This is a genomic window from Hoeflea sp. CAU 1731 (assembly GCF_039888615.1).
GTDB lineage: Bacteria > Pseudomonadota > Alphaproteobacteria > Rhizobiales > Rhizobiaceae > Flavimaribacter.
Genome location: NZ_JBDQQS010000003.1, coordinates 32958 through 46608 on the forward strand (window position 1 = coordinate 32958; position 13651 = coordinate 46608).

Consider the following 13651-nt stretch of genomic DNA (forward strand, 5'->3'; position numbering starts at 1 on the left):
GAAATATGCGCCCTCTACTTGAAACCGGTCGCCACCGCTACGTACATTGGGACAAACCGGCCCGGCGGGTGTTATGCCCTGTGCGGGCGTAATCAGCCGTGCTATAGGCCCGGCAACCAGGACGAGACCAGTTTCAAGGAATGCAGATATGACGACGCGCCATTCACGCGTGCTGATCGTGGGCTCGGGACCGGCGGGATACACCGCCGCAATCTACGCCGCCCGCGCGATGCTGAACCCGGTGATGATCACCGGGCTGGAACAGGGCGGCCAGTTGATGATCACCACCGATGTGGAGAACTATCCTGGATACGCGGATCCGGTTCAGGGTCCGTGGATGATGGATCAGATGCGCCAGCAAACCGAAAATGTCGGCGCCGAAATCGTCAATGACCTTGTCACCGAGGTCGATCTCGAGGTTCGCCCGTTCCGGCTGAAGACGGATTCGGGACAGGAATACACCTGCGATTCCCTTATCATTGCCACCGGCGCGCAAGCCAAGTGGCTGGGAATCGAGACAGAACAGACCTTCATGGGGTTCGGCGTTTCCGCCTGTGCGACATGCGACGGGTTCTTCTACCGCGGCAAGAATGTTGTAGTGGTTGGCGGTGGCAACACAGCCGTCGAGGAAGCCCTATACCTGTCCAATCTGGCGGAGAAAGTCACGCTCGTGCATCGCCGCGACGAACTGAGGGCTGAAAAGATCCTGCAGCAGCGCCTGCTTGCCAGAGACAACGTCGAGGTGGTCTGGGACAGCCGTCTCGTTGAAATCACCGGCTCGACGGGCGTTCCGCCCTCCGTGACGGGCGCCCGGCTGGAGAATATTCGCACCGGCGCCGTGACGGACATCGAAACGGACGGCGTATTTGTCGCCATCGGCCATGCGCCAGCCGTCGCCCTTTTCGAAGGCAAGCTGAAGCAGAAATCCAATGGTTATCTGTGGACGGCGCCGGATTCGACGGCGACGAACGTTCCGGGAGTATTTGCAGCCGGCGACGTCACCGATGATATCTACAGGCAGGCGGTCACGGCCGCCGGCATGGGGTGCATGGCCGCCCTTGAAGTGGAAAAATATCTTGCGGAAATCGAATTGATCGCGGACGCCGCCGAGTAAACGGCAGCCGCCAGGCGAAAAGAGCAAGACGCAAAGAAACAAAGAGAAGCCGTGGCCATGCCGTTGGACTGGGACAAATTGCGGATATTCCATGCCGCCGCGGAAGCGGGGTCGTTTACCCATGCCGCCGAGACGCTGCATCTGTCGCAATCCGCCATCAGCCGCCAGGTCAGTTCACTGGAACAGGACATCGGCGCGCCGTTGTTCCACAGGCATGCCCGTGGCCTGATCCTCACCGAACAGGGAGAACTTCTGTACCGGACAGCGCATGACGTTCTTTTGAAGCTTGAATCGGTGCGCTCGCGCCTGACCGAGTCCAAGGATACGCCAAGCGGCAAGTTGCGCGTTACCACCACGGTCGGCCTCGGTTCGGAATGGCTGACGGACAGGATGCACGAATTCGTCGAGCTCTATCCGGATATCCAGGTGCAGTTGCTTCTCGACAACGAGGAAGTCGATGTGACGATGCGCCATGCGGATTGCGCGATCAGGCTGCGACAGCCGCAGCAGCCGGACCTGATCCAGCGCAAGATCTTTACAGTCCACATGCACATCTACGCCTCGCCCTCCTATCTCAACCGCTTCGGAGAGCCGGAATCCATCACGGATTTCGACGATCATCGTATTGTCACCTTCGGCGAGCCCGCTCCAAGCCATCTGCTTGAGGTCAATTGGCTGGAGCTCGCCGGGCGGTCGCCCGGAAATCCGCGCACCCCGCAACTGCAAATCAACAACATGTCCTCCGTCAAGCGCGCCGCGCAGCTCGGCATAGGCATAGCCATGCTACCGGACTACATGGTCGGCCATGACGCAGGCCTCGTGCGCCTCGATATCGACGCGGATGTGCCGTCGTTCGACAGTTTCTTCTGCTATCCGGAAGAAATGCGCAGCTCTGCAAAATTGCATGCCTTCAGGGATTTCCTGATCTCGAAAGCGAGAAACTGGAAATACTGAGCGCCTTTGAAGCGACTTATCAACAGGAATTCATGGTGTTCTACAGCCTGCCTGTCAGGGCGATTGCGGCTTGTTTTTCGCACGAACTCTATGAGAAATAACGTTCAATGGCGCAGTTATGCAAAAACGCATGGCTGATATGCGACCCTTCCTATTGATAAATACCACCGAAACCAACATATCGGGGATGGCTAACGACCGGGTGGATTTCCTCCCAGTACCACCTTGTTAGCTGTTCCCCTCTGGAGGTTTCGTTTTATAAACCTTCCCGCTTCGGGCCGGAGAGAAATCTCCTGGCCCGTTTTTTTTAGCTACACTATAGAAATGACGCCGGATAAGCAGATTCCGATGCTTTTTCCGCGAATGCTCCTGCCAAATCCTGACTGTATACCCGTGGCGGTTTTGCATATGGTCATCGGCAAGCCGCGCAGAACCTCTGTATTCTGCGGCAGGATTCCTCAAGCTGTTCCTCTGACGTTGCATAGGAAATCCTGAAATTCGGTCCGAGGCCGAACGCCGCGCCATGCACGACTGCCACGCCTTCCGCTTCAAGCAACTCCGTGACGAAGTCCTCGTCCGTCTCTAAGCGCTTGCCGCTTGGCGCGGTTTTTCCGATCAGGCCAGCGCAGGACGGATAGACATAGAACGCGCCTTGCGGCGTCGGACAATCGATTCCGCTCGCCTGGTTGAGCATAGACACCACCAGGTCGCGGCGCGCTTCGAATACCGCCTTGTTCTTCTCCACGAAGTCCTGCGGCCCATTGAGCGCTTCCACAGCGGCCCACTGCGCAATCGTCGCGGCGCCGGACGTCTGCTGGCTCTGGATCATTTCCATGACCTTGATCAATTGACGGGGCCCGCCAGCGTAGCCGATCCGCCAGCCGGTCATCGCATAGGCCTTTGAAACGCCGTTCATCGTCAGCGTGCGGTCCTTCAGCGAAGGTTCGATCTGGGCTGGCGACACGAAACGGAAATCGCCGTAGCAGAGGTGCTCGTAAATGTCGTCCGACAGGATCCAGACATTCGGATGCCGCTTCAGCACCTCCGTCAGCGCCTTCATCTCGCTCTCGTCATAGGCGGCGCCGGAAGGGTTGGACGGGGAGTTGAAAATCAGCCACTTGGTGCGATCGGTAATTGCAGCTTCGAGCGTTTCCGGATCCAGTTTGAAATTGTTCTCCAGCGTCGTTTGCGCAAAGACCGGTCGACCGCCGAACATTGCCGTCATTTCCGGATAGCTCACCCAGTAGGGCGTCGGAATGACGACTTCGTCGTCGGGATTGAGGGTCGCCATCAGCGCATTGAACAGGATCTGCTTGCCGCCCGTGCCGACGATGATTTCGTCGAGGGCGTAGTCGAGCTGGTTTTCACGCTTGAATTTTGCGGAGATCGCCTTCCTGAGTTCCACGATGCCGGCGACCGGCGGGTATTTCGTTTCGCCGCGCCGAATGGCGTCGATCGCCGACTCCTTGATATTGTCCGGCGTATCGAAATCCGGCTCGCCCGCGCCCAGACTGATGACGTCGCGGCCGCTTGCCCGCAACTCCCTCGCTTTTTGCGCGACGGCGATGGTGGCGGACGGTTTGACGCGGGAAAGGGCGTCGGCAAGAAATGCCATGTCAGGTAACTCCGGTCGTTATCGGGATGCAGGCGGAACGGGGTTCATTTCTATTGCGAAATGCGATCCAAACGCAAGGCGCATATAGCCTCGGCTTTGGCACAACTTAAACGCTTTTGTGACTGTCACAAACTTATCGCGAGAAGACCGTAATTCGGCCTTTTATCCGACCGAATTCACATCTCTATTTCGCCGTGTTGAGCGAATGCGAGGGTGGTTTTATGCAGTCGGATATCGACTATACGGAAAAGCATAGCAGGGAAAAACAGACGCGGATCCGCTTCTATCTTTGCGCCTTCGCGGTGTTTTCATGCGTCGCGCTGTTTTTGAACCTCACCGTCATTTATTGACCGCCGCTCTCCATCCGCCCCGTTCGCAGGGCGCAAACCTGGGCTTCTTGCCTGGGGCTTGGTATCCTGATAGGCCGCGTTCGGTTTCGGATTGCAGGCAGGGGGAGCACGATGAGTAGGGCGCAGGCTAATCTGCTTTTGTTGCTGGCCGGAGCCATCTGGGGCGCCGGTTTCGTCGCGCAGTCGACGGCCATGGACGACATCGGGCCGTTTCTCTTCATAGGTCTGCGCTTTGTCTTGGCGACGCTTGTGTGCCTGCCGTTCGCTTATATGGAAGCAAAACGCGCGCCTGGAAAACTGGACCGGAGCACCATTACGGGGTTCGCCTGGATCGGGGTAGTCCTGTTTCTTGGAATGGCCAGCCAGCAAGTGGGCCTGCTATCCACAAGCGTCACCAATTCCGGAATTCTGACCGGGCTTTATGTGGTCTTTGTGCCGGTGCTGTCCGTGATCTTCCTCCGACAGCGGCCACACGCCGTCATCTGGCCGGCTTCGGCCGTCGCCTTCGGCGGCATCTGGCTGTTGAGCAGTGGATCCATGACCGGTCTTTCAGGCGGAGACCTGCTGACGATCCTTTGCGCGGTCTTCTGGGCGATCCAGGTAACCCTCATCGGATATTTCGGCCAGTCTTCTGGTCGTCCACTTGCGCTTTCAAGCGTGCAGTTCGCCATCTGCGCCGCTCTTTCACTCGCGGTCGCCGTGGCCATCGAGCCCGTTGGCGTTAACGCGATCGTCGCGGCGGCGCCTGAAGTTCTATACTCCGGCATTTTCGCCAGTGGCCTGGCCTTCTCACTTCAAGCGGTCGGCCAGCGCTACACAAGGCCGGCGCAGGCGGCCATCTGCCTGTCTTCGGAGGCGTTGTTCGCCGCCCTCTTCGGAGCATTGCTGCTTTCCGAACGCTTCACGACAGCGGGCTATTTTGGCTGTCTGCTCATTTTTTTGGCAATTCTGGCGGTCGAAATAGTTCCCTTGACGCGAAACAGGCTAATGCGAGACCAGGCAGCCGACTAACAAAAATCTATTTATTTAGTTAATTATCAATACTTTAACCGAACACAAACACTCAAATCGGGAATCGTCATAAAACTTTCTCTTGCTAATTTCTACAACCTGCATCACTCTACGCGTCGTTCGGGCAAATCTACGAACACGGGAAAACCTATTGAAAGCCATGCGGACCGGAGACGCATAATATTCCGGGTGATAAGCTAGCCGGTGGTTTGAACCGCCAGGATCACGATAACAGGGACCTTTCCTCACCAATTCGAGAACTGCCTGCCTTGCCCGGAAACGGGTAATACAAGATACGTGGGTAAGCGACCTGCGGAGCAAAGAGGACCTGAAAGCATGGCCGAGACTGGCACTGTGAAGTTTTTTAATACCGACAAGGGCTTCGGCTTTATCAAGCCGGATAATGGCGCGTCGGACATTTTCGTACATATTTCCGCCCTGAAGGATTCGGGTCTCGAGACCCTGATGGAAAATCAGAAAGTAAGTTTCGACACGGAACCCGACAGACGCGGCAAGGGACCGAAAGCGGTCAACCTGTCGATCGTCGGCTGATCAGATTGTAATGTGATAGCGCCCGGCAATGCCGGGCGCTATCATTTTCGGTCGCCAGTTCCTACTCAGCTTGCGCGTCGTAAGTCGCCATCTGCGCCGGTTGCACGTGAATTGCCACGGCGGCCGAACGAGCGCCTGCGACCGGACCTTTGCCTTGCTGCATCGCTCGCCTCTGCAAATTTGCCGCAGGAGTCGGATTGGATATTCCAATGGCGGCCGAGACAGAATACCATCTGGAGTTGAATACTGTAGTAATTTGCAAAATTCGATTTGGGAGGAAGAGATCGCATGAAAACCGCGTTTCTGAATTTTTTTGTCGGCTCAACCATCGCCTTGGGCGCTGCGCCGGCGGTTTCAGCCACTTTGGATACGGTCAAGGAAAATGGAAAGCTGGCCTGTGGGGTGAGCCAGGGTAATCCCGGTTTTTCTAACCCCGACAGCAATGGCGTCTGGAGCGGATTTGACGTCGATTACTGCCGCGCCGTCGCTGCCGCAATCTTCGACGACCCGCAGGCGGTCACATTTCGTCCCTTGTCTTCGCCGGAACGGTTCACTGCGCTTCAATCGGGCGAGATCGACGTGTTGTCGCGCACGACGACCTGGACCATGTCGCGCGACACCACACTGGGCGCCAATTTCGTCGGCGTCATGTATTATGACGGGCAGGCCATGATGGTGCGCAAGAGCCTCGGCCTCAAATCGGCGCTCGAACTGTCTGGCGCCTCGGTCTGCAGCGCTACCGGCACCACCACCGAACTGAACGTGGCCGACTTCTTCCGTCTCCACGAGATGCCCTACGAACTGGTCGCTTTCGAAAAGAACGACGAGGTGACCCAAGCCTACGACGCCGACCGATGCGACGTCTACACCACCGACGCCTCCGGCCTTGCCGCTAACCGTCAGAAGCTGACTGACCCGCAGGCGCATGTAATCCTGCCGGAAATCATCTCCAAAGAGCCCCTTGGACCCGTTGTTCGTCAGGGCGACGATCAGTGGCTCAACATCGCCAAATGGGTTCTAAACGTCCTGATCAACGCCGAAGAGCTTGGCGTCATCCAGGCGAATGTCGATGCGATGAAATCCTCCGAAAACCCCGCGATCAGACGGCTCCTCGGTGTGGAAGGCGCATTCGGGGAAGACATCGGGCTCGGCAACGACTGGGCCTACAATGTGATCAAACATGTCGGTAATTATGGTGAGATCTTCAATCGCAATGTCGGTCCGGCCACGCCGCTGGGCATTGCGCGGGGCATGAACGCACTATGGACGGACGGCGGCCTCCTCTACGCGCCGCCAATACGGTAACCACAAACGCAGAAAGAGCTGCGTAGATTAAAAAATTGTAATATTTCAACGGCTTCCGTTCAGATACGGTTCATCGCGACAATCGTACTTTCCGGGCATGGAAAGGCAGATCGCCGATCTGCCAATGCTCGGAAAGGAGCCGATCATGAAGAAAATTGCAATTACCGCCATCGCCGCCGTCGTTGCGGTCGCTTCAATTGCGCCGCTCGGCGCCGCCAATGCGGCAGGCATGTATCCAGGCGCGCCAGGCAAGCCGCCGTATGTTCAGCCGCACCAGCCGATCTACAAGCCGCATAAGCCGAATGCGCCGCGGCCGCCGGCCTATCGCCATCCCGTCGTCGTCAAGAAGAATGACAATGCCGCCGCCATTGGCCTCATCGGGTTCGCGGCCGGCGCGCTCCTAGGCAACGCCCTGGCGAATTCCAGATAGCGCCAGTCTCCGGAATTCCAGAGTCCGCGACCCGGCAAATATGGGCGCTTGCGGCGCAATTTGGTGGCGCCACAGGATAACCGAATTTGTTTGTTCAGATTCCGTTCAGCAACAGGATCTCATAATAGCCGGGAACGGATGCATCGAACGATCCGTTTCTCGGAATGATGCAAATGCGGGAATGAACACATGAACTTGCTGAGTAAATCGCTTTTGGCCGTTATGGCCATGTCGGTTTCGGTCATGCTGCCGCTCAGCGGCGCAAACGCCGGAGGACCGCCTCCACCGCCCCACAAAAACTACGGAAAATGGCACAAGGCGCCGTATCCGCGCTGGGGACCGAGATATGGGCCCCGTCCCTATTGGTACGGTCCGCGCGCCTACTACGGTCCGCGCGGCTACTATTACGGTGACGACGCAGTCGCCCTCGGCGTGCTCGGGCTTGCGACAGGGGCCATCATCGGCGGCGCCATTGCGGAAAGCAACCGACCAGGATCGTACAACAATCCGTTGCCTGCGCCGTCAGCTCCTCCGCCGGCCGGCTACCGCACAAGCGGGCCCGTCGCGGGCGCCGAACCCTGGAGCGACGAATGGTACCGCTACTGCGCAAACAGGTACCGCTCGTTCGACGCGACAAAAGGCACCTACCGCGGCTATGACGGCAGGGATCACTTCTGCGTCGTCAGATAGAACGCGTCAGGCGGACAGCCCGGTCAGGAAAGGATTGGTGCGGCGTTCCTCGCCAATCCTGCCGCCGGGGCCATGGCCGCAAATGAAGCCGACATCGTCGCCCAGCGGAAAAACCTTCGTGCGGATCGATTCCAACAACTGTTGATGGTCGCCGCCGGGAAGATCGGTTCTGCCGATCGACCCGCGAAAGAGCACATCGCCGACATGGGCGAAATTCGCGGCGCGATTATGATAGATCACATGGCCTGGCGCGTGGCCGGGACAATGATAGACCTCGAATGTGTGGCCATCGAAGGCGACGTTCTCGCCCTCTTCCAGCCACTTGTCGGGCGTCACATTTCTGACGGCGCCGTCCAGGCCGAACATCGCCGCCTGATCCTCCAGCCCGCTCAGCAGCGGCAGGTCGTCGCGATGCGGGCCGATGATCTCCACGCCCAGCGCATCCTTCAGATCCATCGCGCCGCCGGCGTGATCGATATGCCCGTGGGTCAGCCAGATCGCCGTCACGTCAATGGCGTTCTTCTCAATCACCTCCTTGATCTGGTCCACATCGCCGCCCGGATCGATGACGACCCCCTTCTTGCTTTCGGAATCGAAAAGGATGGTGCAATTCTGCTGGAATGCGGTGACCGGGATGATCCCCGCCTGGAGCTGACCCATAAATTTTCCTCCGAAGACCGGGCGCTGTCAGGCGCAACGCCCTGCGCCCCTCATGAACCGCCTGCTATTCAGCGGCCTGCTTGATCGGTTGCACGGCGTGCGTGTAGTCGTTCATCAGGTTTTCGGTAATTTCGCCCACAGTGAAGCGGTACGGTCCGATTTCTGAAACCGGCGTGACTTCGGCCGCCGTTCCGGTCAGGAAGCACTGCTCGAACTCCGCCATTTCCTCCGGCATGATCGTGCGCTCGACAACCTCGTAGTTGCGCTTTTTCGCAAGATCGATCACCGTCCGTCGGGTGATGCCGTCAAGAAAACAGTCCGGCGTCGGCGTATGAATGACCCCGTCCTTGACGAAGAAGATGTTCGCGCCCGTTGCTTCAGCCACACGACCGCGCCAGTCCAGCATCAACGCATCCGCATAGCCTTTTGCCTCGGCGGCGTGTTTGGACAGAGTGCAGATCATGTAAAGACCGGCCGCCTTGGCTTTGCTGGGAGCGGTCGCCGGATCAGGCCGCCGGTACTGGGCGATATCCAGACGAATGCCTTTGAGCCGCTCTTCCGGCTTGAAATAGGACGGCCACTGCCAGATCGCGATCGCCACGTTGATCTTGTTGCTCTGCGCCGAAACGCCCATCATCTCGCTGCCGCGCCATGCGACGGGACGGATGTAGGCGTCGTCAAAGCCCTGCATCTTCAAAAGGCTGTTGCAGGCCTGGTCGATATCCTCGACGGTGAAGGGAATTTCGAATCCAAGGATGCGCGCCGATTCAAAAAGACGCTCCGTATGTTCGCGGAGCTTGAAGATTTCGCCGCCATAGGCGCGTTCGCCCTCGAAGACGCTGCTTGCATAGTGCAGTCCGTGCGTCAGCACATGCACCTTCGCGTCCTTCCAGGGGACGAATTCTCCATTGAACCAAATATGTCCATCGAGTTGATCGAAAGGAGCCGATGCCATAGCGTTTTCCTCCGGCGCTTGAAGCGAGCCTGGTTGTTTTGATTGCGGGACCTTCTTGTTTCCGTATAAAACCCGCTAGGGGTTGTCCATCGTTGATTTTTCCGACGATGATCCGGCCACGGCGCCAAATCCTTGACGCCCGACAACGCTAGCAATAGCATGAAAATATGTCAACAAGGCTGACATATTTGAAGGGAAATGACCACATGTCATCCGAACGGGCAAGGAAGACTTCCGAGGAAGAAACTGTAACCGGACCGATTTCCGGCGCCGAGGGCATCGATTTCGATCTGATCGAACAATTGTTCTTCGCCTATCGCGACTTCACATCTGATCCGGACGCCATTCTGGAAAAGTCCGGTTTCGGGCGGGCGCACCACCGCGTTGTGCATTTCGTCAACCGGCAGCCGGGGATGACCGTCGCCGACCTCCTCGACACGCTGCGCATCACCAAGCAGAGCCTGGCGCGGGTTCTCAAGCAACTGGTGGATTCAGGCTATATCCACCAGGTCGTCGGTCCGAAGGACCGCCGACAGCGCCGACTGTATCCGACTCTGAAAGGGCGCGAACTGGCGCTGGAGCTGGCGCGGCCACAGTCTCGCCGCATAGCCAAAGCACTTAGTGCGCTTGATCCGCAAGGTCGTGATATGGTCAGGACATTCCTGCAAAGAATGACCGACAAGGATTGAGCGCAGAAGAAGGACGATCGCATGGCTGCAAAACCCCTCTCCGACGACGCGGCGCATCTTCTTGTCATCGATGACGACACCCGAATCAGGGACCTGCTCAATCGGTACCTCACCGAGCAGGGCTATCGCGTCACGACCGCAAGCGACGCGACCGAAGCGCGCCGGAAGCTTGCCGGCCTCGAATTCGATCTCCTGATCGTGGATGTGATGATGCCCGGTGAAAACGGCGTGAACCTCACGAAATCGCTGCGCGAAGTGCGCGACGTCCCGATCCTCATGCTGACGGCGCTCGCAGAGATAGACCATCGCCTGGAAGGCCTGGAAGCCGGCGCCGATGATTACCTGCCCAAGCCGTTCGATCCGCGTGAACTTGTCTTGCGCATCAACAACATCCTGAAACGCGGCGGCCCGGTCGATATTCAGAAGATCGAGCAGATCGTATTCGGCCCCTACACGTTCGGCCTCGCCCGGCGCGAACTCAAGCGCGGCGCCAACGTGATTCGGCTAACCGACCGTGAGCAGGAAATCATGGTTCATTTCGCCGAACGTCCGGGCGAGACCATTCCGCGCCACGAACTGGTCGGCAACGACGTCGGCATCGGCGAACGGACGATCGACGTCCAGATCAACCGGCTGCGCCGCAAGATCGAGGACGACCCGGCCAATCCGATGTGGCTGCAAACGGTCAGGGGCATTGGATACCGCCTGAGTGTAGAATAAGGTGTAGCCGATTTCGACAGTCGTGGCAGGAGTTCCACGGCAGGGACGGCTGATGACAACCACAGATTCCATAAGACGCGAATACGAACAGCATCCGCCCCGCGGCCTGAACCGCTTTACGCGCTGGTTCACCCGGCGCATTCCGACCGGCCTCTACGGACGGACCTTGCTGATCATCATCGTTCCGATGGTGCTGCTTCAGTCGGTTATCGCTTTCGTCTTCATGGAGCGCCACTGGCAAACCGTGACGCAACGCCTGTCGACCGCAGTGGTGCGCGACATCGCCGCGATCATCGATGTGATCGATACCTATCCGCAGGACGCCAATTATGACGAGATCGAACGCATAGCCGCACAACGTCTGGGGCTGAGCGTCGCAATTGAGCCGGCCGGCAGCCTGCCGCCGCCAATGACAAAGCCGTTTTTCTCGATACTCGATTCCATTCTGAGCGAGGAAATCACCCACCAGATCCGGCGTCCGTTCTGGATCGACACGGTCGGCAACTCCAATCTCGTGGTGATCCGGATACTTCTGGACGACAAGATAATCCGTGTCTTCGCGCGGCGCAGCCAGGCCTATGCGTCGAACACCCATATCTTCCTGTTGTGGATGGTCGGCACGTCGCTAGTGCTGCTGGTCATCGCCATCCTGTTCCTGCGCGGCCAGATCCGGCCGATTCTCAGCCTTGCTCAGGCTGCCGAATCCTTCGGGAAGGGTCAGAAAACGCCGGAGGATTTCCGCCCGCGCGGCGCCGACGAGGTGCGACGGGCAGGCCTCGCGTTTATCCGTATGCGCGAACGCATTGAGCGGCAGATCGAACAGCGCACCGCCATGCTGACCGGCGTCAGCCATGACCTCAGAACCATCCTCACCCGGTTTCGACTGCAACTTGCCCTCATTGGAAACGCCGACGAAGTAAAGAACCTGAGCGATGATGTCGACGACATGCAATCAATGCTGGAGGGATATCTGTCCTTTGCCCGCGGCGAGGCCGAAGAGGATGTCGGCGAACTCGACCTTGAGGAATTGCTGAAAAAACTCGCAGACGACGCCAAACTCCGCGGCCACAGCCAGACCACGTCGATCGAGGGCAATCCAATCGTCACGGTTCGGCCGAAAGCATTCACCAGGCTTGTCACCAATCTGGTTTCGAACGCCTGGCGATACGCCGACCACGTCGACATTCAGGTACAGGTCAACCGCAGTTGGCTGACGATCACTGTCAACGACGACGGACCGGGCATACCGGAGGAGATGCGGGAAGAGGTGTTCAAACCGTTCTTCCGGCTCGACGCGGCTCGAAACCAGGATACGAGCGGCACCGGCCTCGGCCTTTCAATCGCAAGGGATATCGCCAGAAGCCACGGCGGCGACATAAGATTGTCGACAAGCCCACAAGGCGGTCTGCAGGCAATCGTCCGCGTTCCGGCTTAAACGCGGCGCTAAAACAGCTTGCCGCCGTCGGGCACCTTTTTGTCGATCGCCGCAAGCACGACCGCGCCCTCTTCATCCGGAAAGCCGAGAACCAGCACCTCGGACATGAACGGCCCGATCTGCCGCGGCGGGAAATTCACGACCGCCATCACCTGCCGGCCGACAAGTTCGCCGGGCTCATAATATTTGGTGATCTGGGCGGAGGATTTCTTGACGCCGATCTCCGGCCCAAAATCGACCTTCAGCTTGATCGCCGGCTTGCGGGCCTCGGGGAATTCGGAGGCCTCAACGATGGTTCCAGCACGGATGTCGACCTTCTCGAAATCCTGCCATGCAATCGTCTCGCTCATCGCAAATTACCCCGCCAGTTCTCCGGCGCGTTTTTTTGCAGCAGCGACAGCGCGCGTCAAGAGATCCTGCATCGCGTCGTCGCCCATGAGCACATCAAGAGCCGCCGCCGTCGTCCCGCCGGGCGAAGTGACGTTCTTGCGCAGGGTCGCTGCCGGATCGTCGGAACGGTGCATCAGTTCTCCGGCGCCCGATACTGTCGCTCGCGCAAGCCGCATCGCGATATCCTCGTCCAGTCCCGCCCTGCGACCGGCCTCGGCCATGCATTCGACGAGATAGAAAACGTAAGCGGGCCCGCTGCCCGACACCGCGGTGATGGCGTCGATAAGCGGCTCGTCTTCCACCCACTCGACAGGTCCCGTGACAGACAACATCCTGTCAGCGAAGTCGCGCTGCACCGGGCTGACGGCTGCGTTGGCCCAAGCGCCGGTTATGCCGCGTCCCACCATAGCAGGCGTGTTCGGCATTGCCCGAACCACGGAGATATCGCCGAGAAACGACTGGATTGTCGAAACCGTCGTGCCTGCAGCAATGGATATGCACAGCGTGTAGTCGCCGATCAAACCGGCCAGCGTTGGAAGCACCGCTTCCATCATCTGGGGCTTCACGGCCAGAAAAACGATCGCCGCCTTCACATCGGAAGGTGCGGTTTTTTCATGCCGCAGGCCGTGCTTGTCGATAAGGACCTGCACTGCCGGCGACGGCGCCGGATCGACGATAACTAGGGAGCCAGCGTCCGTGTCGGAGGCCAGCCATCCGGCCAGCATCGCGCCGCCCATATTGCCGGCGCCTACAAGGACGATCGGAGCGGAAGACATTTCCG

Annotated in this window: 15 protein-coding genes; 10 read left to right on the forward strand and 5 right to left on the reverse strand. The window is 58.6% G+C overall.

The features are described 5' to 3' along the window. Nucleotides 1–148 precede the first annotated feature (148 nt). A complete protein-coding gene (trxB, locus tag AAFN47_RS06590; RefSeq protein WP_499808416.1) occupies nt 149–1114 on the forward strand; it encodes a thioredoxin-disulfide reductase in 966 nt (321 codons plus the stop codon). Between the two features lie 57 nt (nt 1115–1171). After that, entirely contained in the window at nt 1172–2068 is an 897-nt protein-coding gene (locus AAFN47_RS06595; RefSeq protein ID WP_499808689.1) for a LysR family transcriptional regulator, read from the forward strand. Between the two features lie 412 nt (nt 2069–2480). Here AAFN47_RS06595 and AAFN47_RS06600 read toward each other — a convergent pair whose 3' ends face one another. Beyond that, nucleotides 2481–3683 carry a pyridoxal phosphate-dependent aminotransferase gene (locus tag AAFN47_RS06600; RefSeq protein WP_499808417.1) on the reverse strand — a complete coding sequence of 401 codons (1203 nt, stop codon included), beginning with the start codon at nt 3681–3683 and terminating at the stop codon, nt 2481–2483. 461 nt (nt 3684–4144) lie between these two features. Here AAFN47_RS06600 and AAFN47_RS06605 point away from each other — a divergent pair, with 461 nt between their 5' ends. The 5 genes from AAFN47_RS06605 to AAFN47_RS06625 all read left to right on the forward strand — a co-directional run bounded on the left by AAFN47_RS06605 (nt 4145) and on the right by AAFN47_RS06625 (nt 8021). Beyond that, on the forward strand, nt 4145–5044 hold the full coding sequence (locus AAFN47_RS06605) for a DMT family transporter (protein ID WP_499808418.1): 900 nt from the start codon (nt 4145–4147) through the stop codon (nt 5042–5044). Between the two features lie 336 nt (nt 5045–5380). Next, the gene (locus AAFN47_RS06610; RefSeq protein WP_220229500.1) at nt 5381–5596 is read left to right on the forward strand and encodes a cold-shock protein; all 216 of its coding nucleotides are present in this window, start codon (nt 5381–5383) and stop codon (nt 5594–5596) included. Nucleotides 5597–5884: 288 nt separating this feature from the next. Beyond that, complete coding sequence (locus AAFN47_RS06615; RefSeq protein WP_499808419.1) at nt 5885–6901, forward strand: amino acid ABC transporter substrate-binding protein; 1017 nt, start codon at nt 5885–5887, stop codon at nt 6899–6901. A 145-nt stretch (nt 6902–7046) separates the two neighbouring features. Continuing rightward, nucleotides 7047–7331, forward strand: a complete 285-nt coding sequence (locus tag AAFN47_RS06620) for a hypothetical protein (RefSeq protein ID WP_499808420.1) — start codon at nt 7047–7049, stop codon at nt 7329–7331. 189 nt (nt 7332–7520) lie between these two features. Continuing rightward, a complete protein-coding gene (locus AAFN47_RS06625; protein WP_499808421.1) occupies nt 7521–8021 on the forward strand; it encodes a BA14K family protein in 501 nt (166 codons plus the stop codon). Nucleotides 8022–8027: 6 nt separating this feature from the next. On the opposite strand, the gene AAFN47_RS06630 is transcribed toward AAFN47_RS06625, so the two are convergent. Both AAFN47_RS06630 and AAFN47_RS06635 read right to left on the reverse strand, forming a co-directional pair. After that, nucleotides 8028–8681 carry an MBL fold metallo-hydrolase gene (locus AAFN47_RS06630; RefSeq protein ID WP_499808422.1) on the reverse strand — a complete coding sequence of 218 codons (654 nt, stop codon included), beginning with the start codon at nt 8679–8681 and terminating at the stop codon, nt 8028–8030. Between the two features lie 64 nt (nt 8682–8745). After that, nucleotides 8746–9636 (reverse strand): branched-chain amino acid aminotransferase, encoded by an 891-nt coding sequence (locus AAFN47_RS06635; protein ID WP_499808423.1) that lies wholly within the window; start codon nt 9634–9636, stop codon nt 8746–8748. A gap of 206 nt (nt 9637–9842) precedes the next feature. Here AAFN47_RS06635 and AAFN47_RS06640 point away from each other — a divergent pair, with 206 nt between their 5' ends. Genes AAFN47_RS06640 through AAFN47_RS06650 form a run of 3 tightly spaced genes read left to right on the forward strand, consistent with a single transcriptional unit; the run spans nt 9843 to nt 12480 of the window. After that, on the forward strand, nt 9843–10325 hold the full coding sequence (locus AAFN47_RS06640; RefSeq protein WP_499808424.1) for a MarR family winged helix-turn-helix transcriptional regulator: 483 nt from the start codon (nt 9843–9845) through the stop codon (nt 10323–10325). 21 nt (nt 10326–10346) lie between these two features. Further along, on the forward strand, nt 10347–11045 hold the full coding sequence (locus AAFN47_RS06645; RefSeq protein WP_499808425.1) for a response regulator: 699 nt from the start codon (nt 10347–10349) through the stop codon (nt 11043–11045). A gap of 52 nt (nt 11046–11097) precedes the next feature. Next, a complete protein-coding gene (locus AAFN47_RS06650) occupies nt 11098–12480 on the forward strand; it encodes an ATP-binding protein (RefSeq protein ID WP_499808426.1) in 1383 nt (460 codons plus the stop codon). Nucleotides 12481–12488: 8 nt separating this feature from the next. Here the strand turns inward: AAFN47_RS06650 and AAFN47_RS06655 are convergent, their stop codons facing one another. Beyond that, nucleotides 12489–12830, reverse strand: coding sequence for a tRNA-binding protein (locus AAFN47_RS06655; RefSeq protein WP_499808427.1), 342 nt, complete (start codon nt 12828–12830; stop codon nt 12489–12491). A 6-nt stretch (nt 12831–12836) separates the two neighbouring features. Beyond that, nucleotides 12837–13646 (reverse strand): pyrroline-5-carboxylate reductase, encoded by an 810-nt coding sequence (proC, locus tag AAFN47_RS06660; protein WP_499808428.1) that lies wholly within the window; start codon nt 13644–13646, stop codon nt 12837–12839. Nucleotides 13647–13651: the final 5 nt, after the last annotated feature.